The sequence below is a fragment of the Fulvivirga imtechensis AK7 genome (assembly GCF_000331535.1).
In the GTDB taxonomy this organism is placed as follows: Bacteria; Bacteroidota; Bacteroidia; order Cytophagales; family Cyclobacteriaceae; genus Fulvivirga; species Fulvivirga imtechensis.
Map to the genome: position 1 here is coordinate 72,474 of NZ_AMZN01000033.1, position 25,581 is coordinate 98,054.

The window sequence follows — 25,581 nt, forward strand, 5'->3', positions numbered from 1 at the left end:
CTAGAATTTGATATTGTAGTTTCTGGTTGTCGTTATTTTTCCACCCGGCAGCACATACATGATCATGAAGCCGTAGTTCTGATTGGACAGCAGGTTGGTGTACCGGTTGTCTAATAGGGTTTTGATACCAATGGGCTGTGAACGACCGGCATCTAAATATTTGTTAATGGCTTTGTTGGTCAGTTCATGGTAATCTCTGTAGGTGTAGTATTCCAGATCGTAGGTGAAATACACGGTTCCCGGTATTGCAGCGCCTATTACTTCATTTTCTCCTACCTTCAGCTCACGGTTGTGCTGGTATATGTTCATAGCACGCAGCGGAGGTATTCCCTGTGGCCTGTCGCTCCGCTTCCAGTCACTGATAATCACCTCGCTGTCTGGCGGGTAGTGCTGGTAGATGTGTGGGTAAATGTGGTTTTTGTACCAGTTGTTGTTAGTCAGGGCTTCCAACTGCACCAGTGGTTTCGCTCCTTTCCATCCGTATATCTCTGACTGGTCAAGAATCTCATCGCTGTCGAAAGAATAGCCAAGCTTGACAAGGTTCCATCCTTCTATGAATACTGCGATGGACTGTTCAGCAGTGGCGGCAGCCAGTTTTTCGGAAAATGTATTGTACTTACTGGTCCTGAAGTAGGTTTCATAGAGCACAAAGTCATCAGCCAGCGCCAGTGTACCTTCTATTTTGGCCTTAGCTACTTCTACGGAGGTATCATCGCCTTCGTAGATATTATCTGCGCCAAAAGTAACATTGCTATCCAGGCTCTTGCCGTCAGCAGGCACTTTCAATATCCTGATGCTGTACACTGTTTCCGGCTGAAGTTGCTGTGGTACAGCCCAGGTTACCTCACCACCGGCACGGCCTGAGAAATTGGAATAGCTCACCGGCACATCTACCACATGGGAGGCATGTATGCTGTAGAGCCTGGCCTGGTATTTCCATTTCACTCCCTGTTCATCTGTTGACTTGAACAGGTATGCCTGGCCACTTTTCAGGGTGATATAGTTGCTGTTGTGTTCACTTTTATGGAAGTTATACTGTCCTTTGGCCGGATAGGTGTACAGTACGTTTTCTTCGGGAATATTTTTTGGGGCCTCTGAGGTTCTGAATTGCCGGGTCTCTGTTTCATACTCCTGCGAGTTGCTGCCGCCCAGAGGTTTCCAGGAGCCACTGATCTTTTCTTCCCACAGTACTTTTACTTCGGCTGTCACGGGTGCTTTAGGAGGCAGTATTTCGAATGATTTAAATATGGCTACATCTTTATTGTCATTCCACACGATCTCGCCTTCCAGCGCCTGACCATTGTGCTTCACTCTGAAATAATCAAGTTTCACACGATAGGATCTGAATTCATTTTCCTTATCCAGTATTTCATAGGCTTTGCCAATACTCATGGTAAAGGCTACCTGCGGTGTTGTGAATACGCTCACTTCATTTTCTCCTTCAGTTGGTGAAACATCGGATATCACTTTAATGCCGGTGCTTTCGCTCACGCCCATGATCTCGCACTCTTCTCCAATGGTCAGCTTAAAGCGGCATTTCCCTTTGACCAGCCCTCCGAGTATAGAAAATTCACCTCCAACTACTCCCTGCATATATACTGGGTTGGGCAGCTTGGCTTGCAGTACTGCTGCCGCTCCGATGCGGAGGATGTCAAACTCGCCTTTGATGAATTTCAGCTTTACTTTTATACCTATACGCCCCATCACATATGCCCACGCCTGACCGGAGGCATACCAGCCATTGATACCGATTGGGCCGCTTCGCCCGGCACATTGGGCATTGCCATAATTTTTGAGCATAATATCAAAGCCCAGGCCTGCTTCGAACTCTCCGTAGAACATGAGGAAGCGCAGCTTACCTGTACCTACCTGCATGGCGGTGCCAAAGGCAAATCCTGCTCCGCTACCCAGGGCGTTTTCATCCCGCATGAAGTCAAGGTCCATGTCTCCCAGGATTTTGGATACCTGCGCTGGTGGTGCAGGCATACCGGGTATGTTGGTGCCTACCATAAAGTAGGAGCCTGCTCTGACCAGGCCAACAAATTCCAGCCCGATACGTTGATCTGGTGTTCCGATATGGATATACCATTCTTCAGGTGAGAAGTGGATCACCGCAGAACCGGCAAGGCCACGTTCGTGGATTCCCTTGATAAGGCCATAGGCATTGACGTAGGTATCCAGTGTAGCGTGGAAGGTTTTGTTGTCGAAATCGTAGAGCATCATCAGGTCTGCGAAAATGGGCGCTTCCATACTGCGTTTTTCCATATCGGTCATGAAGTATCCCTGACCGGTGAAGCCTACATAGCGTAATCCTCCTGAGCTGTTGAATGCCATTTCAAAGGTGGCGTCTCCATTGAAAGGTTTTGGTGAAGGGATAGTACCTAAAATCACCGTAGCCCTGAATCCTAAACCTATGGCTGCATCAGGTACGAACACTACTCCACTTTGGGTTTTCCCTACCTGCAGTGTATGATTCCCGGAAGTGGATGCGTCACTCAGCTTCACCTGATCAAATTTCTGCATCTTCATGTGGTAGTACATACCGCCACCAAAACCATATATGCCAAACCCGGTGCCTACGGGTGAAGGGAGTTTTACTTTGGCATCGGCATACCAGTAACGCATGCCATTGACCGAACCGAACTGCGCGGTAGCTTCCACCATCGGGCCGGGCTTAAAGGTGGCTTTTATCTGTCCACGGAAGCCTGAACCATACACCTGGTCGTTATCAAAGAGGCTTAGTCTGCCTTCCAGCGCATAGCACCCTCCGTTAACCTTGATGTCAATATCGTCTATATTGGTGCCTCCGTATACCCACTTTTGCTCCGTTACTGTTTCTTCTCCTATAGTCACTACTTCTTCTTCTATCTCTCCGAATACGGCCACACGGGTGGTGGCCCCGAAACCTTTGTCAGACTTGTTCATCAGCGCCAGGCTCACATCTGCCGTAAGCTTCATGATCTGCTGGTTATGCTGGACAACTATATTCCGAATGCTTACGGGGAAGTCGGCCACCTCCTGCTTCTCACCCACCAGCGACCAGACTCCGCTTCGCACATATGGTTTTACCGTGGCCAGGTGCAGGTCTCTGAACTGCAATTCTCTGAAATTAACGCCTCCTGATTTTACACTGGCCTTGCCGTTGAGTATGGCTTCGGGTCTGAAGCGCCCTTCCACTTTTGATATCTTGATGAAAGAAGTAGGATCTAATGCTATATCTGCTCCAAGTATTGGCGCTCTGAAGCTTTTCCCGGTCTGAACGGAAAACATGTAATTGGTTTCGTTATTTTCTTCATAGATCAGGGCTTCATAGCCCATAGGCTGTTCAAATATGGGTAGGGTCAGCTCGCCTTTAAATCCGGCTCCGGCCAGTTTGCCTTTCAACAGGGTTACGCTCAGGTCGGTGACCGAAAGCGGCCAGCCGTCCAGTGTGCCGGTTTCGCTGTTAAAAATATTCGTTGCACTGAAGGTCCCCGAAACGCCAGCCTTGTCTATAATAAGATTTTCTGCCGCTATCTTCGCTCTGCCATTTTTGGTGAGTAGCTCTTCGGGAAGGGTAACGGATAGCTTCTTCAGATAAAAGCCCTGCCACAGCAATGACAGTTGAGGGTCATTTTCATAATCTTTGGGAAACCGGATATTAGCAGGGTTGGCAATATCACTGTAGTCAACAATGGCTTCCTGTACTTCAAAAGAGAAGCCTTTTAGGGTTTTTACCTGGAAAGGGGTGATGCTTACCGCTGTTATGATCGAACCGGGGTCTCCGGTATTTACTTCAAAGGTAGCAGTAACCTTCTCCTTTTGGGGATCATCTGAAATAAGCATATCCCTGCTGAATTCAAATTCGCCTTTCAGGTTAACGGATTTAAAACCGTTGCAGTCCCATTCTATAAAGTTCCTTTCACCCTCGGCAGGCAGTACCAGTTTAATTTTGCTGGTGATGTCCCTTTCGTGCTTTGAGGCCAGGGTAAGGCGCATCATGCCGCTCTTGGCAAGTCCTCCGGGTGAAAACGCAACGTTCTGCGCTTTGAAAGCTAACGGTTTTTTGGAAAAGGGTACGGGTAGGGAAATGTAAGCGTCAAAGAAGGCTCCCTGCGGGGTGTATCTGGCCTGGTCAATGGCTATGATGTATTGTTTCCCGCCTACTTCTTTTACTATACCTATGGGCAGGCTCGCCAGGTCGGTTTCACGGAATACGGTTGTTAACCTACCTTCACTCACCACCTTTTGATGAAGGGCGTGAATTTTGGCTTCCAGGTCGGTGGTGTCGCCGGGTGTATCTGCAAAGACACTGCTGTGGATCAGCAAAGGGAAGAATAATATAAATGCCCGTAATCGGTTCATATCAGGTTGATCATTTAAAGCAAAGCATGGCCTGCCGGAACATAACTATTCCATAGCAGGTAAGGCCATACTCGGTTAATAAGTAAGTTTTTTGATGTTAGCTCTTGTGGTTGTAAACCTATGTCATATTCAAATACTTAAGCTCCTCAAATATAATAACCAAACAAGTGGTTAATACTTCCGCCAACATTTCAGACAGATTTCAAATATAATTCTCAATTTTAATTAAAAAAAGATAATTTTTGTTTTATTCACTTTTGCCAGCCATTTCCTTCTCATATTTGGTGAAAAGATCCAGGGCTGTTTTTCTGGCTTCTGTTGCGCTTTTTCTTTCCATTTCAAGCCGTTCATGCACATTGGCCAGGGAATCTTCCAATAGCCGGATCTTTTCATTGAGCGCTATTTCTTTTGTTGCTGCTTTGTGTTGGCAGCTTCTTGTCTTCGCGTTCTCGTATATCGCGTAGGCGATGCTGAGTGTTGACAGAAGTGTTAAAAGAATGATTACTGTTTTTTTCATAGTTGGTTATTTTGCTCTGATAAAGCTAGAATTGTATACCAATGCCCAACCCGAATCCAGACAGCACCCTTGGAGGTGGCTGGTATTGGGCTTCTTTAAAACGTTTATAAACAGGTCTGATAAGTATGGAAAATTTGTTTAAATGAACCATATACTGAAGACCTAATTGATAAAGGAACTGCATGCCAGCTTCTTCATTTTTAAAGTCATGGCTGCTTATAATCACATATTGGTTTTCCAGGTGCTGTTCATAGGTCAATATCGAACGAACTGCGGAGCCTAAACCTATGCCTCCCAACACTGATAAATTATGCTTGCCCCTAAGAATGTCGAAATGACTGTTCAAAAGAAACTCAACAAACCTGTATCGCTTATCTTCCTTAGAGTAAACAACATGCTGCGTGCTTTCGTAGTGGGACTCAACGATATAAGAGTAGCCATAATATCCTAACTGCGCTTCTCCTGACAATCTTCCTTTAATTTGTCTTTTGACATAAATACTGAAAAACATATTGGTTTCACCCTGAAAGTCTTCGTTAATAAGCCCCGATATAGAATAGCTTTCGGATATTGGCCTCGTTATTAACGGGCCGGTGATAATGCCCCATTCCAGTTCTTGGGCCGGAACAGGGTTAGATAAAACAACGATAAAGCCAAATATCGCTAAGGACAAATAAAAGATCGGTCTTTTCATGTTATTAAAGGCTACAGCCGGTCCCGTTTTTTCCAATTCCCGTATGATAAGTATAGTCAAACTTAATTTGATAAGAAATACACTCATTATTTATTCCATACTTTAAAGGGTAATCCCTCACGAAATAATGATCCTCAGTATGATCGTATGGTAAATTATAAAAATAGTTATTCTCAAAGGTCATATACCTGATAAATTTTAATTCACCACTTGGATAGAGGATTTGATAATGTGCAATACGTACGCTGCCTCTTATTTTCAGGGCGGAGGTCTTATGGTTATGCCATGAGCCAAACACTTTTTTCAGGCTTCTGAGCAAAAGCCAGTGACTAAATTTGGAATCACCGCAAGGAACTCCATTTCCTGTACTCCATATCAGGTTATTTTCATAGGTAATCAAACGGTACTTTCCCGATGTACTGGTGCATGATTTACCATTCTCCAAACCTGCTTTTCCACCTTCATGGCTTATTCTCTCAACAGGATTTACGGCTAATTCTGTCCTGCTTTCAGGTTCTATTATCCTGATATTATCGTAGTCAAACTGATAGGTCTGATCGCCAATTTTCACTTCCCTTTCTTCATTAAGAAACAGGGCGAACGCGGGTATAGGGATATTGAGTTCAGGAATACCAAATTCATCCAACCGCAGTACCCCTTTCTCTAAATATTGTTTAGTGATTGCCGCATACTCTCTTTCACGGGGTATGTCAGGGTCATATTTCGCTTCCAGTTCGGCTAATAGTGCTTCCTCGGCTGCTTCCACTTCTTGCATGATCACTTTCAGAGATTTGAAGTCCAGTGAACTGGTGTAATCGGCTATTTCGGCAGAATCAGCCGTCATCACAAAATTCACCAGATCATCGAACTGCTCCTGGTTGTCCAGGGTGAGCATGTTTTCATCGCTATTGAATGAAATGTCATTCTCGCTACAGGAGAAGAAGGTAAGGATTAGCAGGGCGGCAATTAACTTACTGCCATACCAAAAGGTTGATAATTGTTTCATTGGTTTTAGTTGGTTAAGTTATTAGTTGTTGTTTATCGGTGTTGTCGTTAGTTCCCTTGCGGGATTGTCTGTTCCAGGCAGCTTTCCAAGTACAGCGTTATAAGCGCGTAATACTGTTTTGTAGAGCGATGACCATTCATTAATACTTCCAGTTTCATCTCTTGAAATAATGTACTCTAACATTGTAGGCCGGGACGCCGACAGGGTTTTCAATTCCAGGTCAAACAAAACAAACCGTTTTTCGTCCTTTATAATAAAGGAGTTCCTGCGCGCGTGTCGGTAGTCATATATCTCAATCATTATTCCGGGCTTTTAAAGTGAAACTAAAGCCGTTAGCGTTTGGAATGACCAGGCAATCCAGAATGTTAAGATAACAGGACAGTACCTCGCTATATCGTTTGGTACCTTCGCTGAGGCGTACACACTGGATGCGGATAAATACAAAGTAAAGTCGTAAACCCCACCTCGAAACCCGAACCTCGTCTCTATCCAAATCCACAAGCGCCACTCTATAGCCTTCCCGAACGAAATAGCTGTTCTTCATTACCTTCGTATGATCATATATCTTGATCATTCTATTAGTTGATTGGACAATAGTTGGTTGTCATGAATAGTATTTTCCCACCCCACCTTTATAGTGAGGAATAACTTTATCTATGGGTTTCCTTTTGAAAATCCCTGCGACACTGATCTATGCCGCAGGGGTTAGACGGTAGCTTAAAGTTTATCGAAAGATTCTTTGAATCGCTTAGACATGGTTTCGGCTATTTTTTTAGCCTCTTTTGTCTTTTCCTTTTCTCTCTCTAAATCTTTCTTTACCAATTGCAGCGAATCCTGTAGCACTGTTAGTTTCGTATTAAGCTCCTTTTCGGTGCGAATAGCTTCTCTTTTCCACTTATTCGCCTTTTGGTTTTGATAAAAAGCAAACAATAACGACAGGACAACTAATACAATACAAGCAATGATAATTGGCTTTTTCATAATTTTAAGCTAGCTAAATATTTCAAGTTAGCCAAGTCCATTGGCATTGATATACTCCACCATTACAATCGCTACACACCATAACCCCTGAGCCTCCCGTATTAAAATAGACAAACCACCAGCTTGCCTTGCATGTAGATGATTCGCTTGCGTAGGATCTCGCCCTGGCTTCTTTTTTTAATCCGCTGAGATCAATAGTTTCGTATCCGTTTTCACGGTACAGCCATTCAATATCTTTGATCACCTGAGCATAGTCATTGATAGTAGATTCATCAATTTCAATCCTGTCAGCGTGTCGGTTTACCGTAATACCTTTGGATTCAAAGTAACCGGTCAGGGAAGACAAGAGGTTCTTGTCTGGTTCAACTTGCTCCGGTTCAGTGGAGCAGGATGCAAGGCCGCCAAGGACGGCCATGAGCATCAGGCAATAGACATAGTTTTTCATTTGGTTTTAGTTGTTTGTTTGTAAGTTGTTTTGAGTTGAATATTTTTAGATCCACGCCTCTGGCAGTGAAATCTTTAGTTCTTTAAGTTGTTCCTCCATTTTACAGATCGTATCCGGTCGCAGGATGCGAAACTGATAGCGGTTGGGGAGAGGAAGAACAGAAAGCATCTTTTCGTATTGTTTCAGCACCTTTTCATATTCCTTCGTACCTGGTTTAAGTTCTGGAATTGAGTAGTACAAAAACATAAGCTGAAACCGCAAACCGGCACCTCTTTGTATGAGTTTTTCCTTAGTGTTAAATAGAACTGTAGTGGAGCCTTCCCTGATCAGATAGGAATCCTTGCAGTGAGTCGTATAGTCATAAATTTTAACCATAATTTTTCTAATTATATGGGTAGTTAACTGGGTCTTTAATAGTGAGCAGGCGAATTCTCTCTCTATAAATCTTTAGTCGTTCCGCATAACCTTTGAAGCTATAGTATAAAAGCCGGAACTCCCGCTCATAGTCCTTTAAGCTGCCATCCTTCGCCATGATCTTGTCCAGCTCATTCTCATATATAGATTGACCGAACTCCATATTGATGCCTTCAAAGGACTGTATCAGGCCATCTGTATTATTGATCAAATGGTTCATTTCCTGTATCAGCAACCTGTATTGCTCCTGAGAATTTTCCCATGTTGTTTTCATAAGCAATTTATTTTATAGGGCCATCGGGGAAGGTAGGGCTACCTTCCCCTGACGACCTCAACCTAAACCAATACCTAACATGGGGTCTTAAATACGAAGCTTGAATACTCGGGGCTATAATCAATTTTACAATCTCTCAACTCCTCCAAAGATTCTATATATGCCTTTGTTAATTCAATACTCATTTCCATTTTCTCGGCCAACTCTTCCAGTGGCCCTGTGCTTTTTTCCGCAATCAGGTCTTCCAACTGCAAAAGCCTTCCTATAATCATTGGTCTTCCCAAGGTTGCTATCAGCTTAACTTAGCTCCTGTTAATTTTCGCTTAAAGTACTCAAAGGAGTATTTAATGGGTTGGCGATTGTGTCTTACACTCTCATTCTCCATGAGCGATTCTTCTTTGGTCTTTGGAGGGTCAAAGGCAACATATTGTTGATCGAAATGGATAGTAGCTACGGGTTCTTCCTGTCTATCAGCAACAAAAACTATCCTTCCATCGGATACCTCGAAAGTAAGCCCATCACTTATTCTATTTCCATTAAATACTTCTTCTAAACCTTCGTTGGCAAGCCAACAAATAGGAGTTTGGTTAATGTGCTCAAATGCTTTTTTAACAGAAGAAGAATGGGCATTTATTTTCCCCATTTCCAGTGTTGGAGGTTTTAATGAACGGTACATGGCAATTGGTTTTATTTGTATATATTTGGTTTTGGCTACTGATTAAACACCACTAAAAATCGTTATAATCAGTTCTCATTTTTAATACTAAAACCAAATATATATAATTGTGTCCAAAAAAGAAACAATTGCCGATAGAATTTTGTATTTCCGCAATCAACAGAATCTAACATTGGCAGAACTGGGCAACAAAATCGAAGAAATAACCGGCAAAGGTTATGACAGACATGTGGTATGGAGCTACGAAAAAGGGCAACGTAAAGTACCTGCTGAACTTATCCCGGTACTAGCTCGTATTTTTGGAGTTACCACTGATATGTTATTTTATACAGAAGCTGAGCTTCATGAATTGAAACATATAGATACACTTACCACCAATCTTGCTGACTACCGCAAAATGGCTGAAAACGATCCTGCCAAAGCCGTGGTAGAGGCACTCAACCGCTTGGAAGAGGCACAAAAAGAAATTCAAAACCTGAAAGATCAGATAAAGAATTACAAGAATGAAGCGGAAACTTATAAAGCAGAACTTGAAAAGGTAAAACCAACAATAAAGAAAATAAGCAAGTACATAGACCTACTAGGGTACGATTGAAGTTTTAGTTGAGGCCGCTTTCAGCAATAGCCTCCTTAATAGCCCTTGTGCATTTCTCTAATTTATCAATAGTATGTTTTTGCACGCTGTTTTCATTTCTATATTCTTCCTGCTCTTTTCGTATTCTCTCACGCTCTTCCCACATTCTTTTTAACCTTTTCCTGTAGTAGACAGCACTTCCGATTATTAGAACTATACTCAGGGTTATCGCCCCGCCATATAGCATATGTGTTATAGCTTTCTCCCGTGCAATTTGTTTTTGTTTTTTAATCTCCGCAAAATCGGCTTCACCTTTTTTCACCAAGCTTTGACTGTATAGTATATTCAGTTGCTCTTGTAGCTCCATTAGCAAAGCATTGCTCCTACGTAAAATGTCAGAATAGTGTAGAGTTTGTTTAAAAGAATCATCTGTTCGGAGGCTACTTTGAGTATTGTATATATTATTGCTATTTTCCATAGCTACACCAAGTTCCTTTTCCAATAAGTCCTCTTCTGAAAGCCTTACTACCTGATCAAATAGATTGAGAGCTTTCTCATAGTTGCCCTTTTGTGCATGATAGATGCCCAGGTAGTTGAGATTTGGTCGGATGTCGGCATTCTCGATATTCTCTTTTACTTGCATGGCTTTAGTAATCCATTCTTCGGCAGCATCTGGATTTTTCTCCAAAAGATAAGTTTCTCCTATATTTCCATAGATAAACGCTTTTTGAAGCTCGCTTTTTACAAAATCCAAGGCTTTTAGATACCTTTTTCTTGCTTCCTCATACTGGCCCTGCTTAAAATGAAGCTTTCCAAATATGTTATTAAACACAGTAATTTTTTCATTATTATCATACTCTTCGCTGAAATACAATCCCTTTTGCAGATAGCTTTCCGCAGCTTCATAATTTGAGTGATCTAAAAAAGTCAAACCAATATTTTCGTAAAGCCCAGTAAGTTTGTCTTGCCTTCCTATTTCTTCATAAAGTGTTTCGGCCCGATTGAAAAAAGAAAGAGCTTGTTCAGGCATATAAGTAACACGGTAGATGTCGCCCAAATTATTAAGTACCCAGCCTTGACGAAGAGAATCCCCTAACAGGTTATAAATTATAAGCGCATGTTGATAAGCTAAAACCGCTTCGTTGTATTGTTTATCAATATGCTGAAGATATCCAAATCCGGCATAGTACTTGGCAAGGTACTCCTGGTTACCTTCTTCCTCTGCCAGAGTTTTAACCCGAGTTATTAATTCATAAGCTTCGGAATGATTATTGTACTTTTTTTGAAACTCATCAAAAACAGCTTTCAATTCCTCACTCGCAACGTTTTTTGGTGCAGGTGACGTGCCTTTGTCAGTGCATGAAGCAAATATTAAAAGCAGTATGGGTAGTACTATAGTAGGTTTAGGGACTAACATAAATATTCAATGATCAGATTAGAATAATTCACATTAACAAAAGTGAGAATATTCTTTTACTTCCAACCCATATTTTTGCCCCTAAACCTTACATAAGTGCCATAAAAATAATCACCTGCTTTTTAAATTTGAATTTCATAGACCATCAGGCGTTTCAACATGTCCCTTGTCACCTTCCGTAGCCAGTTCTTTAGGAAATTTCATTGTTGGCTCAACCTCTTCTTCATTACAAGACATTAAAAGGGTTCCGAACGTTGCAAATAATACGATCATTAATAGTTTTTTAGCATTCATAGTTTTTTGGATTTTGATTTTCAGTTACAAACCTAGGGGTTTCCGAAGAATTATATACGGTGACTTGGAGGTGTTAATTACGTTGGTAATTAAGCTCTTACAATTATTCCACCTTTGCGGAACTTCAATGTATTCTCAGTTCATAACTGCTTTTGAAATATGGGTATTAGATAAATTTTATTTTATTCTTATCCGGGTAAAACGATGTACCACTATTGCATCGAAGCGGTAAATTGCAGGATAGATTTGCACAAAACATGCTGAAAAGTCACATACAAGAATGATAAACTGGGAGATTTCTTTTATTAGACTTATTTACCAAATCCCGTATAAGGATTGTGACATACCTCCTTATTTTCGAAGAAAATACAAAGAATGAAGAAATAAAAATACATTTTTTGTATTTTTGACTTATGCTACAAAAACTGGAAAATGTTTTTTCAATCGCAGGAACTGTAAAGGCCATTCAGTTCAACCGGCTTTTCAATTCAGATCCTATTCTGTCAGTTACCGATACAGGGGTTCATAACCGCACCATTGACACCTGGGACGGCAAAAAGTTAATTATTACTCCCCGGAAAAACAAAGGTATTCATCGCAGGTTCAACTTTCTTGAATATGTGTGGATCAAAGTTTTGGCTGACATTCAAAATATAGGGGTAAAAGGCAAGGCGCTCAGACGTACCAAAAAAGAGCTTTTCTACCATGTGGATTATAAAATTATGAAGCGCCTTATCCGAATGGATCAGGAGTTGGTGGACAGTTGGCCTGATGGTTCACATAAAGTGGAATTGCTTGAAATAATAAAGAATGGCGTAAAAAGGAAGCGCGCCAGCAAGCAGTTCAACATATTTCAACTCCTGGTTAGTGAGGCTATTTTTAATAAGACCCCTGTTAACCTGCTTATATTTGCAGACGGAGGTTGGCTTCCTTTATTTAATAATGACGCTAGCATTTTTCCAATCGAACATAGGGAAAAGGTACTATATGAAAGCCATGTTACTATTTCATTGACAAGAATTATCAGGGGATTTTTCTCCCATCCAAAGGCAGGACTCATTATTCATGAACTGAACTTGTTTACTCCGGTAGAGCTAAAAGTTTTGCAGATAATTAGCTCTGGAGAGTATAATACGATTGAGATCACTCTTCTTGATGAAAACGTGCGAAAACTAGAGAAATCGGATTATGCCGGGCTAAAACTTGTTGATTACCTGATAGAAGGCGATTACAAAACTATCCGACTAAATGCCCCTGGGGGAATGATGGTGATTATTGAGAATACAAAAAGTGGAATAGATTAGCTCAAGGAAAATGGCCGATAATTTGGTCTCTCTGTGTTAGTGGGAAATATCTCACGGCTCCCCCAAATGATCAATAATACACCTCACCATCTTAGGTGTCAGCTTCTTCATGTGCTTATGGTAGCCCAATCTCTCCAGCTTTTCAATAAAGAGATCCATCCAGGCGACCATCGTTTTAATATCCACATTGTAGAGTTTTGCCAACTCGTATTTATACAAGGTATGCCTTTCCAGGTTGAGGCACTCCTCTAATTCAATAGCTTCAATTTTTTTATATGTAGTTTTAGTTGTTGCTTCCATCGTTCTTTTTCACCGGTCAATCCTGTGTAGAGGATTATCCTCCAGCAGGTATTCTTCTCCAATAAAATTACCAATGAAGCCACCGATCAGGATGTAGGGATAGGTGTCCTCACACTTCCGCCATTTGCCTATAGCCAATCCTGCCAGGCTTCCGGCTACGGCCAATGCCGCCTTTTTGGTATTTTTCGATAGCTTCATAGTTGTTATAAAGTTGGTAGCCCATAAATGCGGTAGAAGCTAATGCTGCTCCCCAGGCTACTGTTGATAACATTCTTTTTCTTCTGTCCCTGTAGTCGATCAGGGTAAGGGTAAAGCGGTTTCCATAAAGGCTTTTATGTACCCTGGCCAGCTTCATTAAAATGGCAAAATCGGTAGAGTTGGCTAGTACAATACAACCTGCGGAGTAACTGTCTACCTGTACGCTCGTGCCATTGGCAGTAGCCCGATGCACATTGATACCGAACAGCCCGGTGTCAGGATAGCCGGAAGAAAACCAGTTGAACAGGCCGCCTCGATCATAGTCCCGGATTACTGTAACCGGCTTCACCTGGACAAGTGCTTCATAGCTTGCTTTGTGAAACCCGATGGCATAACTGTCCACGTATTGGTTTGCTTTAAGAAATGCTGTCCCTTTCGGGTGCATAGGGTTATCAAGCCAGTACTGCCCCGGATCTGTAGTGCAGGGGAAGTGGTGGTAAACCCACTTGCCCCCGTCATTCCGGTAGAAGACAATCAGCCAGTCGTCAAAGGCATTGCTGCGCAAGAACCTGCTCCGGAAGGCAACAATATTTAATTGCCACGGCCTCTGATATACCAGATAGCCCTTTGCTTTTAATATTTGCTTCGCATTATTCAGCACTGCTAACAAAGTCGCTTACCGCCCATACCTGCCGTTTCAATCTCTTTTTCCGATACACACCATCACCCTCGCGGGAGCCATTGTCGTTAGTATTACCTTCTACCGTTATGACATACTCGTTTCCCCATGTATCTACAAAGCCGATATGCGCCGGTCTGTTGAGCCGGTCATACCAGATCATGAACACATCACCTGTCTGTGGGATCTTCTTTGTTGGCTTCCCCCGCTTATAGATAATGTTTCGCTGAATGGCAAAGGAAGGAACCCACGCGCTTACCGGAGCATCCACACCGGCATGTATATAGCACCAGGAAACAAAAGCAGCGCACCAGGGAAAAGAGGGTCCAAGCCCGGTAACAGCTAAATACTGCTCCACCATTTTGCCCCGGTTTGCTCCCCCTTCCTCCCGGACACCTACCTGGCTGCTATAGATTTGCTTTAGCTTTGCCCGAAGCTGCTTTTCTTTTGCTTCCGGGCTAGCTTCACTTGCTACATAGCAAACCTCTTTGCCCGGTGTGCTGCTATAATCAGCTTCATCGCAACCCTGAGCTACAGCACCCGTGCTAGAAGCACTGCTGCAAACAAGAAAGCAAAGAAGATAGAGGTAGTTAGCTTTAGCTTTTGCCATGATTCCAAAGTTTTAAAGTCGTTAGCAAATTGATTATCCAGGTAAGCATCTGTAGTCGGCCAAATCAGCTTCATTAAGATCCTAATTACGCCATGTAGCACGAAAAGCGCTATGACTGCAAAAAGGATGATCTGAAAAATGCCCGCGTCATAAGTGGCACTGGTAGGATCTATCCACCTGAGCAAGATGTGGCTCTTCATCCACAGGATGATGCCCACAGCTATACTGGAAAGCTCACGCCATATCTTGACGTAGTTCCAGAGGTCTTTAATGAATGACTTAAAGTGTTTCATGTTGTTATTATTTAATTGAGTTGATATCAAATGAGTGTGAGGTTCTTTTCAGGGGCATAGACGATCTGCCCCTGCGGTGTATATACCTGGACAACTCCGGATTTGCCACCGGTGACATAACCCACCACCTTTTTAGACTTTACCACAGGGGGTAAAAATCTGCCGTCTCCTTCCTTCAATAGTGTTGGTTTCCTGGTTACAGCCAGCTTAAACAGTTCCCGGCTATAATTGGCAGGCATACCAAAGCCCGACAATGACCATACGCCATTTCTATTTACCAGCCCCATGCGGCTGAATTCTGCCCTGATCTTCACTTTTGCTGCTTCGTTGGAAGCAAAGGCAACGCTGAGCAGAGCATTCACCAGGGTTGTTACCTTTGTGCCTCGTATCCGCGCCCCATTAAAATGGCTGCTCACTTCCCGGTAGCCTGCTACATCCTTGATTTTTGCCAGCTCATTGAGTACGGTAAAGATGTTTTGCTTTTCTGCACCCGCTTTTATCCCGTCTGCTATAGCCTTGCTATCAAGTGAGCCTTGGCTTTTGTTTTTTGCTATCAGTTGGGTGAAGGTGCTTTCCGAAACCATAGCAGGGAGACCGGCGGCTAACAGTGCTTTGACCGTGCCACTGCCAAAAATACCGTCCGGCTCCCCGTTGGGTTTGATGGAAGTTGCTTTTATAGCTTCGGCAGCTTCACCACCCATAGCAAGCAGGGCAGATTGCAGCATTTTCACAAGTGTCCCTTTTGCCCCGGTGGTCAAAGGAAAGTTGCTTTTGTTTTGCTCCACTACTTGCTTCACCTGGTTGATGGCGGGAAGGTGGTTAATGATCACATCACCGCGCCCGGTAGCTGCTTTATTCCTGATAAAGGTATATGCCAGGTATCCACCGCCAAGCAATGCTCCTATGCCTAAACCGTAAACGATGGCCTTTCTCTGCTTCTTCCTTTTCTCAGAGGGCTGCCGGTTGCGTTTCCTGTTTTGAGTTTTTTTCATTGTTGTTAAGGTTTTGAGTTAATGATGGCAAGGGCTTTGGCAAATTCTTTGGTGTCCAGTTCAGACTGCATATCAGCGACAAGCTCTGTGTTATAGAGGTTCCTGTAAGCCTTTTGTACCTTGCGCATAAAGCTGCTGTCCGGTATGCTCTCCAATACATTGAAAACCAATTCTTCATTGGTTCCCCACCCAAAGTAATTGTCGTTCTCAAAAGCCATTTTTAGCTGTATGGCATCACTGGCAGGATCTCCGGGATTAAGCGCATTTTTTTGCTGCTTTCTTTGCTTCATATTCCGAACAACCTTACGGATAAGGAGAAAACTGCCCAAGCCAATAGCACCTGCCAATAGCCCATTCAATACCTTATCGGTGAACTCGCTGTTCTGATCCTCATTACCATCCTGACCTCTTGCCATATTTACCGCTTTGAGTAAGGGGAGCATTATTATTTTACTTTAAGCTTCATCTTTACCATGTTTCGTATGAAGGCATCGGTCTTGAAGATTTTTTCCATTTTGATGATGCCTTCGGCTTTGAAGTTTTTGATCATGGTTTCAAAAGCTCCTTTGACCTGCCTGGCCTCCTGCTCGTCATTTGCAGTCAGGGTGATGTTGAGTTTAAATTCCTTCATGGTTAATTTCCTTGTTTTCGTTTTCTTCGTTCAGTTCTGATTGATTGGCATTTGCTTTTCTCACCTTTCCCAAATGATTCAGGTAGTAAGTCATCTTTTGAATGGTGGTATCATCAGCTTTCAGGGCTTCGCTGATCTGCCCTAATAGCAGCACTATTTCCTGTAACTGGTCTTCTTCAAAAAGGCTCTGGAAGTATTCTGCAAATTCTATTAGCTCCTGCTGTTCTTCTGTCAGGCTTTGCGAGGATTCCGGCAAAGCCGCCATTTGGCCGCCCAGCTCGCCCAAAGTTTCAGCAAGTCCTTGAAGCTGCTTCGGGTATCGTTTGGCAAGTCCGCTCACTGCTCCGGGTATCAGGGCTTTGCCTAACTCAATGATCCCAAGCTTGCGCACCAGTTCAGCGATTTCTGAATCCTTTTCATCTACCTGGTCTTCGGCTCTTTTCAACTTACTTTCCAGCTTCTCTATTTGCCTGGTTTGCTGAGCGCTCTCCTTTTTCAGAGCTTCAAAGTCACGTTTCATCAGCTCCTCCTGCAGGAGTTGGGAAACATGGTTGTTTACCCCGCTCAGGGCTTCTTCCTGGTTCCTGCTTAACTCGCTGAGCTTCTCCCTGAGCCGTTCGTTCTCCAACTCCGCCCTTTGCAGCGCCAGCTTATCGGAGATGTTGTCAGTCTGGTGGTTATTATCATAGCTCCGTGATACATGCATGGGTGTAGCTTCATTGAGCTTATACCGGAGGTACTGGCTTTCATTCTCCAAACCCAATAGCTCCATTTCCTCATACTGCTCATCGTTAAGCCTTACCGAACCGGGCTTTCTTTCTCTGTAAGTGTCCATAATCATTCTTCCAGTGTTACTACTATCAATTTTACCTGGCTAATTGCCTGGCTTGTATTTTCGATCACTATCCAATCTCCATGTTCGTGCGCGTTTTCCTGAAGCAAAGGATTATCCGCATCAAACTCTCCGTAATCGCTGCTTATCTGAATCCCTTCCCCTGTTTCCACCACAAACCATATCTGGTTGTAGGCGGGGATCTCTTTCCTTTCTCCGGGTGACACATTAATATCCCGGTAGTCCAGCCGGTATTTGTCAAAGCCTCTTTCCTTTGCCCGTTGTGGTGCATAGCTGATTACAAACTGTTCAGTCATAGCTTTTCAGGTTCGTATTCTGCCAATAGCCATACCCTTATTTTGTAAGGTGTTTCCTCATTATCCAAATCCTTCACTGTTCCCCGGATCACACCGGTATCGTTGGCCACGTCTACCGGCATGAACTGCGGGGTTTCCAGGTGCTCGCCCACTGCTTTTTGCAGCTCGGAAAATTCACCGGACTTTATGCCTTCTGTAGGATTGCAGGCGTAAAAAAGGCTTCTGCCGTTGTATAGCTTTACTTCACACGTACTCATTCTTCTATCTCTACTGTTATGTGCATTTGTCCTGGTCCTTCCTCACTCACCCATATGTCATAGTCTTCTGTAAACCCGGTGTCAGGATCTGTAATGGGGACTGTCGCCCGCTTTCGAAATTCCGCCCCTCCCCATACAAAAAAGAAGTTCATGCTGACAGGCTGGGCGTAATACAGCCACTGTCCTTTGTCAAGGGTATGGCGGAAGCTGAAAAAAGACCTGTTGAATGCTCCTGATCTAAGCCTGGTAATGAAGGCGCTGTTAAACAGGTTGGGCGCATTTCCCGGACCGAAATACCAGACCGGATCTCCCTGCACTGCCGGCACCATTGTATCCATTGTTGTCATTACCCCGGTTATTCTCATGATACCTGGTGAAAGCTTTACCCGGAAGGTTTTTACCTGTCCTGACTTGTCTATAATGACTTCAACAGGTAAAAGCTTTCTTCTGATAAGGTACTTTTCATCTTCTCCGTTTAACCCTTCACTCCTCCGGATCTCCCGCATCATGCCTTCTCATCTGTTATAAGTAATACATGAATATCATAGCCATTTTCAAAGGGCGCCCTTGGGTGATCATTGTCCTGAAACCTGAGCTTGAAAGACAGGTCTCCGGGCTGTACGGCTTTAAATGGAAAGAAGCGTTTAAAAGGACTCACATTACCTGTTGAAAGGAGCGCCCGGCTTACAAAACCTTCGGAAATGATCTCTTCACCTCCGATCTCTATCTTTTGTGTGCCTCTTAGAAACAACTTTTCGTAATAGCTGCTCGAAAGCTGGATGCCTTTTACCAGTACTGTCCGTTTGGACAGCTCCCAATCCTTTGTGATAAGCTTACCCGCTTCTTCCACCCGAAAGGAGAAGAAGGGGTATCTCTCGACCGTTTTTTGGTTATCCATTTCCAAAATGATTAAGCGGGTACGGTTGAGGTTCCGGCAAGCATCACCTTGATGAGGGTCTTTTCGGGCGCATCATCTCCTAATTCGATCATAAACTCGAATTCTTCATCGTCCCTGATGAACCTTGGGTTTTCCAGGTAGTAGGTACCCAGGTTGACGGTCAGGTCATTGTCTGTAACAAAGTCTGTCAGTGACCTTTCGTCCACAATGATCTTCTTGTTTGCCATGAAAGTGAAGTCACCGTTTTGAAGTCCGGCCACCTTTTTGATGGAATCAAAATCAGCGGTAAGTTTCAGCTTCTTCCAGGCAAAGTCACTTTGTGGCAGATCCCCTGCAAACTCTGTAGCCAGGAGGATGATCCTGTTACAAAGGAACAGCCTGTCTTTGGGTAGCTTCGCCTGCGTAACATTGGTAATACCCCTTTCTTTCGCGTCCTGGGTTTCGAACATGTGGATCGTGGCCTTGTCCCCGCCATACTTGATACTGTAGTATGCAGTATCGGCCAATTGTAGCCTCCCGTCTTTGATCTTTTCAGCTACACGTACCATTTCAGGGTCGTGTTTTTTACCTTCTTTGGCCAACTGAACGTGCGCATTAACAATTTCTAAAAATTGCTCTCTGGATGATTTTCTCATTGCTCCTCTCATAGTTGTTGTTATTGGATGATTAAGTTTTTATGTATGTTGTTATTGTTAGGGTTTTGACCGAACCCTCTATGCCGTGGCCGCCAGTGAAATGGCATCGAGGCCATTGATTTCCGCACTGTCCACACCATCAAAGCCCTCGATAAGTCCATTGGTATAGCTGCTTTCTTCGATAAGCTGGTCCGCATTTCCTTCTTCCAACTGGCGAATGATCTCATCTACTTCGGAGGTATCAAAGTCGCCCATCTCACCTCCCGCCAGGAGAATGCCGTCCTCGGCACCACTCAATTCCATATTTCTGGCCATTTCGGGTGAGACTTTGTGTAGCATGATCTTTCTGCCGAGCATTTTCAAGGTGTTGAACACTCTGTCTTTAGCTTCATTCACTTCATCTTTGAAGCCGTCAACGCTATCCCCACGTTTTTTTAAATTCGGGGCTATGCTGGTCATCATGGCTACTCCGCCTGTCATCGCCCAGGGCTTTTCATAATATGCACCGGCCAGAGTTGCGGCCAGTCCGGCAAGGAGGCTGGGCCAGGTGCCTAGTGCGCTTCCCACTACGACACCGCCCAAGCCACTGGCGATATTAAGGCCGGATGCTGTTAATACTTTTTTGGTATCCTTTTTTTTGGTTTTTGACTTTTCCATTGTATTGATGTTTACTTGATCTTACTTACTGTTTACATTACTGTCAAAGCAGTACTTTTGGGGCTACCACCTTTTTTTTGACAGTCTTTTTCTTTCTGCTTTTGAACTTGCCGTTTTTACCTCTTGGTAATCCGGCCAATGCTTTTGCAGCCGGCTTTTTCTTTTTCGATTTCACCACCGCATAGGCTACTCCACCACCGGCAAGCAGGATACCTGTGCCTATCAGGAGTATCTTGTTTTTTGATGCCCAGCTTTCTTTTTTTGCCACCTCTTTTGTCGTGCTTTGACTATCGAGCATCTTTTGTGATGTTGCCGGTTTCGGGGCGGGTACAGGCGCTGGTTTTGGGGCCGGTTTTGGAGCCGGTGTTACTGTTCGCTCTGCTATCGTCTTGACAGTAGCAGGAAGGGCAGGCTTTGGCGTTGATAACGCTACGATCTTTGGGGGTGCCGGTAGCTGGTATGGTGTAACAGGACTGGAAGGCTTGGTACTCACCAGGTTTTTAGCGGTACTCACCAGGCTCTTGCCGGTGTTCACTACATTGGTTACATCTTCTTTGGTCTTTTTCGCCTTATCAAAAACTCCGGTAATCTTGTTGAGCACAGTGGCAACTGCCGCCACTGCACTACTCGCTGCGGCAAGGGCTGATCCTGTAGCCACTTCTCCAAGGCCTTCAACGCTCATTACTCCCTGCAAGAGGGCTTCTACTTCCTCATTGTCAGCTTCCGCAATAAATCTTTCAAATTCATCCACATATTCCCCTTCATCGGCCAGTCCCAAACCTGCCAACTGAGAACCTGACGTAGGCACGGCCTTGTCACTATTCCCTTTACCGGAAAGTATGGTTTTACGAAGGTTTTCCTTCTTTCCCCCGGCAGTCTCGTACACTTTTTCAGCGCTGGAAATAGCTTTTTTAAGCTTCGAGAACTCACCCATGTTTACACCGCGTTTCCGGGCTTCGGCATCGGACAGGTAGCCAAACCGTAGCTTCTCAGCCACTTTCATAAAATTGACTTTCATGGCAAGCAAAAACCCATTTCGTAGCAATATGGTAGCGGGGTTCAAATAGCGATTGGTGAATTCTACTACTGGCTTTACTACCTTTTTTACAGTGAACTTTGCGGCATTCTTGACACCGGTACCTACCTTCTTGAGCACAGGATTTGCCTTTTTGGTCATGAACTTGGAGGCATTTTTCAGGCCTTTGCCTATTTTTTTCAGGAAACCAAGCTCTCCAAGACCGTCTATGGCATAGATGTTCTCATCTTCATCGGCATACATGATCACGTTGCCATTCTCATCGAGGATCTCATAAGCGATAACGGGGTCTTTTACATAGCCTAAACCGGAAAAGTCCAGTTCCTGGTAGTCATCATCGAGTTCCTCAAAGTCGATTTCTTCGCTGTCGTAGCCGTCCAGGTCAATGTCCTGAATGTCTACGTTGTCAAGCCCTGATATTGGTAATCCGTCTAATCTGTGTAATTCCATATTCCTGTTGATTAAGTAAGCATTTTGATTAACTGATAAGTCCCGATCCCCACGGCTCCGGCAATGAGTATCTTCTTCAAAACCCCGCCTTTTTTTACCGTTGTGTTAGGCCGTGACTGAATAAGCGTTGGGCTGGTCGTGTTTACCTGCGGTGTGTCCTCCGGCAGTATGCTCCGGCTGGTTGTCATAGTCTGGGGAGCGGAAGACGGCAACTGCTGCATTTCCTTTAGCGGGCTTGGGGTTTTAGGCACTACCTGCTTTGGTTGGTGGGGCTTATTTTGGCCTACCAGGATATTGATGTTTACTGCCGGGCTGATGGGTCTTATGCGGTATGCGGGGCGGTTCCTTTCTTTTGCTTTTTGGTGTTTCAGCTTTGCACCGATTACCTCCCTGAGCGCCAATGAATCTACCCCACTGAAACCTGACGGAATGCCTTCTATTGTTCCGACAAGTACCCCGTCATTCATGGTGAAGTCCTTCTTTTCCAGGTAGGGCACTTCATAGTCGAACCAATCGGTTACACAATCCATTGTGATATATTTTCCGTTACCTGTGGGCACAATAGGATAAATGTGCTGGTAACGAGGCAACAGCCAGGGATTGTTCTTGGCATATTTGGTGATCCTGACCTTATGACCAATATTCAAATTGGTCAGGATACTACAGATCATGACAGTCATGCAGTCGCAATCGCCAAGACGGTCTTTCCACATTCTTGACGGTCGTCTGACCTGCTCAACTCCCTTTTTATCAAGTTGATACTGAAAATGGTCGTAAACAAATTGCCAGACATTGCAGCAGGTCTCCCGAAGGGTTGAGGCTTTCAGGGTAGGGGCTACTTTTTCAGTGTCCTTTAAGGTAGTTGCCACCACCTCTTTAATGAGGTTGATCGTGTGGTGAAGCTTCGCCTTGCCTTCCGGCTGAACAACGGTGTCCACGCCACGGCTTTTAGGAAAAAGCCGGTCGTACTTGTAACCGGGTTTGATCTTTCTTTTTTTGAGGGCTTGCATCAGAAAGTAAGGGTTGTGGTTTGCGTATCGGTATAGGGGATGCCGTTAACGGTGGTGGTCACCACCACATCAACATCAATGCTTGATTTGTCCTTGTTTCGGATGGCATCGACAACCGATAGGCCAAGTGTTTGCGTCAATGCAAGCCACCCGAAATTCATGTCGATTTCAAAAGTCGTTTGGCCGAACTGTGGAACGGTGATCTTTTCGTCTTCGAGTTGCGAAGTGCCCAGGCTTTTGCCACCGTAACTAATGGTCACCAGCGGTTTTTGCAAGGTGATGGTAAGCTTATTGGGGTTTTTGATGGTCGCAAAGATTTTGACCGCCAGACCTGACAGGCTTACCTTATGCACTTTGGCGTTGACTTCCGTTTGTACTGTTTGTGATGCCCGGTTGAGCTTGAGCAGATAGCTAAATGCAAAAATTCCCGCACCCGCACCTATGATCCATTTCAGCATAATACCTGGTGTTTTTTCTCCAAATATTAGCCTCAAAAAGAGGGGATCAAAGCACCCTTGGCAAGTGCTGGAAAGGGATGGTGTTTATTGTAAACAGAAGTTTTTTTATGGCCTTAAATCTTACCCAAAGGCACTTTTTGTTACTTTTTGGCTCTTGTGTAGATTCTCATAGATCGTTCTGAACTATTGGACTTATATTAGGGGTATGGAATGTTTAAGGTTCAAAAGCAAGGCAGAATTAGCAAGGGACTTCGGGATAAGCAGAGAAACTTTGAGATTAAAGTTAAAGCAGATTGAAGGGCTGGATACCGGTAGGAGACAGTTACTTTATCCGTGGGAGTTGATGGTGATTTATAGGGAGTTTGGTGGATAAGTCTGGATAATTTAAATTGCTATATGAAGTGGATAAAAAGCCTTCTTTCAAAACTTAGAAAAAAATGTTTTGAACACTTGGTTGAACTGGAAGTTTCCAAAAGGGTCAAAGAGGCTTTAAAGAAATGTACTGATAAACAACCAATTTATACTGATTTAATTAATGAAAGGAATCACATTGAAAACTTACTGAATAGCCGATTCAATTTTTTTATCGTTTTGTTTGGATCAATGGTAGCAGCAATCCTTGTAGTAAAAAACATCCAACAGCTTCGGTTGGTATTGCTTTCAGGTGCAATAATTCTAGTCTCACTTACTCTTGTTATAATGAGAGCACAGAAAAAGCTCTCTATTCATTTGAAAAGAATTCGAGATGAGCATAAATGTTCCGCTGAAGCAATTGCACATGGTGAAGCCAATACCAAGGGTTGCTATCTTACCAGACGTAGTGTAAACTGGATAATAGGTTATCTTCTACCTCTTATGATAGCTATAACTACTTTTCTAACTATGATTACATCATTTTGTCGCCCAGAAATGTTGAAGTTTTTTTGGGACCAGGACACTTCTGAAACATCTACAAAGAATGTCAATTATCATGAAAACCATTTTCACGAAATAAAATGTGACGTAACTAATTAATTAGTTACTACTAAAAGAGATCAACTAAAATGGCAAATCATCATCGTCATCGTCGAAAATTTTTGGCTTAGATTTTGGAGTTTCAAGAAATTCTTCGAGTATGTCTGAGGCAATATCGTCTATTAGTTTCATATACTCGCTTTGGCTCAGCCTAAAATCGTGCCCTAAATCCCGCAACTCTACCTTGAAATGATGATAATTGTTTTTCATTTCAAGGCAAAATTCACCGACGGTATTCATCACTATCACACCGAGCAAGTTATCAGGAAGAGTTGAATCGCTCAGAGATTTCAGTATGTCTTCTCTTAACCTATCAGCCAAACTCTTCTTTAATATTTCGTTATAAGTGACTTCTACATCAGTAAAGAGTTCGGGAACATCCGCCAAAACATTGGCTTGATGCTCCAATACCTTTCTTTTCATTTCCTCTATCATAATTCTTCCAAGTTTCTGCTGTTCGAAAAGGCTAATATTTCTCACATCATTAAACTGGTGCTCATGAACAATCTCCTTTTGAAAATATTTATATTTCCAGGTCAAAGTCAAGTGACCTGTTCCGTACATGAAGTGAATAATCTGGTTTTGACCTTCTTGATAAAGGTTAAAACTTCTCTTATCTAATCGAGTAACTGTTCCGTTACCATCAAAAGCATGCTCGTTAACAAGGTTTACAATTACAGCAAATTTTTGATCCAAAGTCTGATTTTCTAAATCATAATTATCTTTATTGTAGGCCGAAAAGAACCTAATTAATAAAATAGAAGCTCCTAAAATTAGGATAAACCAGAACATGTGCTTGATGTTAAGTTAGGGAAATCAGGCATAGTCATCTTTGTATTTATTAAAGTTGCTTTCATCATTCCAAAACTCGTAGACTTTATCTCTTTGTAATTTCTCAAATCGCCTATCAGCTTTTAGTTCATAAGCATTACCAAACCCTAATCTTTCACATAGTTTATAGAACCCGTCACCTTGATCCAGGTCTTTGGATTTATGCAATACCATCGCACTCAAAAGAGGTCTACCTTTTGAATGTTCATATTCTGAAATCTCACCTAACAATTCACCTATGTAATCTCGATCCTGACCTAATTCAAAATTCAACCCTAACTCACATTTTTGATTTAAATCGGAATACGTGATCGTGCTATTTACCCTAGCATGTTTTAGCAATACTCTTCTAATTCTTTCGGTCATAAAATATGCAATTTTGTCATTAAGTCCTCTCTTTTAATTAACGTAATTCTGGTACCGGTCCATGTCTATATAATTCAAAGTCACCGGATTTAGTCCAAAACAAAATAACCTCATAATCTTCCGGTCTTCTGGTTCCATCATTATAATAATCAAAGGTAATATCAATTCTTAGCCGAT

The 25,581-nt window shown here is 43.2% G+C and carries 37 protein-coding genes; 3 read left to right on the forward strand and 34 right to left on the reverse strand.

The features are described 5' to 3' along the window. The 12 genes from C900_RS10060 to C900_RS10115 form a co-directional block, all read right to left on the reverse strand. Positions 1–4,344 carry a hypothetical protein gene (locus C900_RS10060; protein WP_009579717.1) on the reverse strand — a complete coding sequence of 1,448 codons (4,344 nt, stop codon included), beginning with the start codon at positions 4,342–4,344 and terminating at the stop codon, positions 1–3. Between the two features lie 247 nt (positions 4,345–4,591). Beyond that, complete coding sequence (locus C900_RS10065; RefSeq protein ID WP_009579718.1) at positions 4,592–4,861, reverse strand: hypothetical protein; 270 nt, start codon at positions 4,859–4,861, stop codon at positions 4,592–4,594. 25 nt (positions 4,862–4,886) lie between these two features. Beyond that, a complete protein-coding gene (locus tag C900_RS10070; protein WP_009579719.1) occupies positions 4,887–5,555 on the reverse strand; it encodes a hypothetical protein in 669 nt (222 codons plus the stop codon). A gap of 4 nt (positions 5,556–5,559) precedes the next feature. Next, positions 5,560–6,561: a hypothetical protein gene (locus C900_RS10075; protein WP_009579720.1), complete on the reverse strand. Its 1,002-nt coding sequence runs from the start codon at positions 6,559–6,561 to the stop codon at positions 5,560–5,562. Between the two features lie 21 nt (positions 6,562–6,582). Then, a complete protein-coding gene (locus C900_RS10080; protein WP_009579721.1) occupies positions 6,583–6,861 on the reverse strand; it encodes a hypothetical protein in 279 nt (92 codons plus the stop codon). Next, entirely contained in the window at positions 6,854–7,135 is a 282-nt protein-coding gene (locus C900_RS10085; RefSeq protein WP_040496389.1) for a hypothetical protein, read from the reverse strand. The genes C900_RS10080 and C900_RS10085 overlap by 8 nt, the downstream gene beginning before the upstream one ends. Before the next feature lie 143 nt (positions 7,136–7,278). Further along, positions 7,279–7,542: a hypothetical protein gene (locus tag C900_RS10090; protein ID WP_009579722.1), complete on the reverse strand. Its 264-nt coding sequence runs from the start codon at positions 7,540–7,542 to the stop codon at positions 7,279–7,281. A 22-nt stretch (positions 7,543–7,564) separates the two neighbouring features. Then, complete coding sequence (locus C900_RS10095) at positions 7,565–7,987, reverse strand: hypothetical protein (RefSeq protein WP_009579723.1); 423 nt, start codon at positions 7,985–7,987, stop codon at positions 7,565–7,567. A gap of 45 nt (positions 7,988–8,032) precedes the next feature. After that, positions 8,033–8,362: a hypothetical protein gene (locus C900_RS10100; protein WP_009579724.1), complete on the reverse strand. Its 330-nt coding sequence runs from the start codon at positions 8,360–8,362 to the stop codon at positions 8,033–8,035. 7 nt (positions 8,363–8,369) lie between these two features. Next, complete coding sequence (locus C900_RS10105) at positions 8,370–8,675, reverse strand: hypothetical protein (protein WP_009579725.1); 306 nt, start codon at positions 8,673–8,675, stop codon at positions 8,370–8,372. A gap of 74 nt (positions 8,676–8,749) precedes the next feature. Beyond that, entirely contained in the window at positions 8,750–8,947 is a 198-nt protein-coding gene (locus C900_RS10110; RefSeq protein ID WP_009579726.1) for a hypothetical protein, read from the reverse strand. 20 nt (positions 8,948–8,967) lie between these two features. After that, positions 8,968–9,351: a hypothetical protein gene (locus tag C900_RS10115; protein ID WP_009579727.1), complete on the reverse strand. Its 384-nt coding sequence runs from the start codon at positions 9,349–9,351 to the stop codon at positions 8,968–8,970. A 109-nt stretch (positions 9,352–9,460) separates the two neighbouring features. Between C900_RS10115 and C900_RS10120 the strand changes: the two genes are divergently transcribed. Next, a complete protein-coding gene (locus C900_RS10120) occupies positions 9,461–9,946 on the forward strand; it encodes a helix-turn-helix domain-containing protein (RefSeq protein ID WP_040496393.1) in 486 nt (161 codons plus the stop codon). 4 nt (positions 9,947–9,950) lie between these two features. On the opposite strand, the gene C900_RS10125 is transcribed toward C900_RS10120, so the two are convergent. Together C900_RS10125 and C900_RS29865 are read right to left on the reverse strand one after the other, a co-directional pair. Next, on the reverse strand, positions 9,951–11,342 hold the full coding sequence (locus tag C900_RS10125) for a tetratricopeptide repeat protein (RefSeq protein ID WP_009579729.1): 1,392 nt from the start codon (positions 11,340–11,342) through the stop codon (positions 9,951–9,953). 135 nt (positions 11,343–11,477) lie between these two features. Next, positions 11,478–11,636: a hypothetical protein gene (locus tag C900_RS29865; RefSeq protein ID WP_157493981.1), complete on the reverse strand. Its 159-nt coding sequence runs from the start codon at positions 11,634–11,636 to the stop codon at positions 11,478–11,480. Between the two features lie 413 nt (positions 11,637–12,049). Here C900_RS29865 and C900_RS10130 point away from each other — a divergent pair, with 413 nt between their 5' ends. Beyond that, positions 12,050–12,940, forward strand: coding sequence for a hypothetical protein (locus tag C900_RS10130; RefSeq protein WP_009579731.1), 891 nt, complete (start codon positions 12,050–12,052; stop codon positions 12,938–12,940). Between the two features lie 51 nt (positions 12,941–12,991). On the opposite strand, the gene C900_RS10135 is transcribed toward C900_RS10130, so the two are convergent. From C900_RS10135 to C900_RS10210, 18 genes are all read right to left on the reverse strand, one after another. Further along, positions 12,992–13,240: a DUF4248 domain-containing protein gene (locus C900_RS10135; protein WP_009579732.1), complete on the reverse strand. Its 249-nt coding sequence runs from the start codon at positions 13,238–13,240 to the stop codon at positions 12,992–12,994. A gap of 9 nt (positions 13,241–13,249) precedes the next feature. Next, positions 13,250–13,438, reverse strand: coding sequence for a hypothetical protein (locus C900_RS29870; protein ID WP_157493982.1), 189 nt, complete (start codon positions 13,436–13,438; stop codon positions 13,250–13,252). Beyond that, on the reverse strand, positions 13,350–14,099 hold the full coding sequence (locus C900_RS10140) for a hypothetical protein (protein ID WP_185113969.1): 750 nt from the start codon (positions 14,097–14,099) through the stop codon (positions 13,350–13,352). Before C900_RS10140 ends, C900_RS29870 begins: the two co-directional genes overlap by 89 nt. Next, a complete protein-coding gene (locus C900_RS30595; protein WP_009579735.1) occupies positions 14,089–14,727 on the reverse strand; it encodes a CHAP domain-containing protein in 639 nt (212 codons plus the stop codon). The genes C900_RS10140 and C900_RS30595 overlap by 11 nt, the downstream gene beginning before the upstream one ends. Next, positions 14,649–15,020 carry a hypothetical protein gene (locus C900_RS29360; protein ID WP_083867475.1) on the reverse strand — a complete coding sequence of 124 codons (372 nt, stop codon included), beginning with the start codon at positions 15,018–15,020 and terminating at the stop codon, positions 14,649–14,651. The genes C900_RS30595 and C900_RS29360 overlap by 79 nt, the downstream gene beginning before the upstream one ends. Before the next feature lie 26 nt (positions 15,021–15,046). After that, positions 15,047–16,012, reverse strand: a complete 966-nt coding sequence (locus tag C900_RS10150) for a peptidoglycan-binding domain-containing protein (protein ID WP_009579736.1) — start codon at positions 16,010–16,012, stop codon at positions 15,047–15,049. 5 nt (positions 16,013–16,017) lie between these two features. Beyond that, positions 16,018–16,455 carry a hypothetical protein gene (locus C900_RS10155; protein WP_009579737.1) on the reverse strand — a complete coding sequence of 146 codons (438 nt, stop codon included), beginning with the start codon at positions 16,453–16,455 and terminating at the stop codon, positions 16,018–16,020. Between the two features lie 2 nt (positions 16,456–16,457). After that, the gene (locus tag C900_RS10160; RefSeq protein WP_009579738.1) at positions 16,458–16,643 is read right to left on the reverse strand and encodes a hypothetical protein; all 186 of its coding nucleotides are present in this window, start codon (positions 16,641–16,643) and stop codon (positions 16,458–16,460) included. Beyond that, entirely contained in the window at positions 16,630–17,478 is an 849-nt protein-coding gene (locus C900_RS10165; RefSeq protein ID WP_009579739.1) for a hypothetical protein, read from the reverse strand. Before C900_RS10165 ends, C900_RS10160 begins: the two co-directional genes overlap by 14 nt. Before the next feature lie 2 nt (positions 17,479–17,480). Next, positions 17,481–17,792: a hypothetical protein gene (locus C900_RS10170; RefSeq protein WP_009579740.1), complete on the reverse strand. Its 312-nt coding sequence runs from the start codon at positions 17,790–17,792 to the stop codon at positions 17,481–17,483. Next, positions 17,789–18,049 carry a hypothetical protein gene (locus tag C900_RS10175; protein ID WP_009579741.1) on the reverse strand — a complete coding sequence of 87 codons (261 nt, stop codon included), beginning with the start codon at positions 18,047–18,049 and terminating at the stop codon, positions 17,789–17,791. The genes C900_RS10170 and C900_RS10175 overlap by 4 nt, the downstream gene beginning before the upstream one ends. Then, positions 18,046–18,558: a hypothetical protein gene (locus C900_RS10180; RefSeq protein WP_009579742.1), complete on the reverse strand. Its 513-nt coding sequence runs from the start codon at positions 18,556–18,558 to the stop codon at positions 18,046–18,048. The genes C900_RS10175 and C900_RS10180 overlap by 4 nt, the downstream gene beginning before the upstream one ends. Next, complete coding sequence (locus C900_RS10185; RefSeq protein ID WP_009579743.1) at positions 18,555–18,947, reverse strand: hypothetical protein; 393 nt, start codon at positions 18,945–18,947, stop codon at positions 18,555–18,557. The genes C900_RS10180 and C900_RS10185 overlap by 4 nt, the downstream gene beginning before the upstream one ends. An 11-nt stretch (positions 18,948–18,958) precedes the next feature. After that, positions 18,959–19,594, reverse strand: coding sequence for a hypothetical protein (locus C900_RS10190; protein WP_009579744.1), 636 nt, complete (start codon positions 19,592–19,594; stop codon positions 18,959–18,961). A gap of 66 nt (positions 19,595–19,660) precedes the next feature. Further along, complete coding sequence (locus C900_RS10195) at positions 19,661–20,239, reverse strand: hypothetical protein (RefSeq protein WP_009579745.1); 579 nt, start codon at positions 20,237–20,239, stop codon at positions 19,661–19,663. Positions 20,240–20,282: 43 nt separating this feature from the next. After that, positions 20,283–21,725 carry a hypothetical protein gene (locus tag C900_RS10200; protein ID WP_009579746.1) on the reverse strand — a complete coding sequence of 481 codons (1,443 nt, stop codon included), beginning with the start codon at positions 21,723–21,725 and terminating at the stop codon, positions 20,283–20,285. 11 nt (positions 21,726–21,736) lie between these two features. Further along, positions 21,737–22,735 carry a hypothetical protein gene (locus tag C900_RS10205; protein ID WP_009579747.1) on the reverse strand — a complete coding sequence of 333 codons (999 nt, stop codon included), beginning with the start codon at positions 22,733–22,735 and terminating at the stop codon, positions 21,737–21,739. Then, positions 22,735–23,193 carry an LEA/WHy family protein gene (locus tag C900_RS10210; protein WP_009579748.1) on the reverse strand — a complete coding sequence of 153 codons (459 nt, stop codon included), beginning with the start codon at positions 23,191–23,193 and terminating at the stop codon, positions 22,735–22,737. The genes C900_RS10205 and C900_RS10210 overlap by 1 nt, the downstream gene beginning before the upstream one ends. A gap of 396 nt (positions 23,194–23,589) precedes the next feature. On the opposite strand from C900_RS10210, the gene C900_RS10215 reads away from it, so the two are divergent. Then, positions 23,590–24,207, forward strand: a complete 618-nt coding sequence (locus tag C900_RS10215; RefSeq protein ID WP_009579749.1) for a hypothetical protein — start codon at positions 23,590–23,592, stop codon at positions 24,205–24,207. Positions 24,208–24,231: 24 nt separating this feature from the next. Here C900_RS10215 and C900_RS10220 read toward each other — a convergent pair whose 3' ends face one another. Further along, positions 24,232–24,999: a hypothetical protein gene (locus C900_RS10220; protein WP_009579750.1), complete on the reverse strand. Its 768-nt coding sequence runs from the start codon at positions 24,997–24,999 to the stop codon at positions 24,232–24,234. Between the two features lie 24 nt (positions 25,000–25,023). Next, positions 25,024–25,404 (reverse strand): hypothetical protein, encoded by a 381-nt coding sequence (locus C900_RS10225; RefSeq protein ID WP_040496395.1) that lies wholly within the window; start codon positions 25,402–25,404, stop codon positions 25,024–25,026. Between the last annotated feature and the right edge of the window lie 177 nt (positions 25,405–25,581).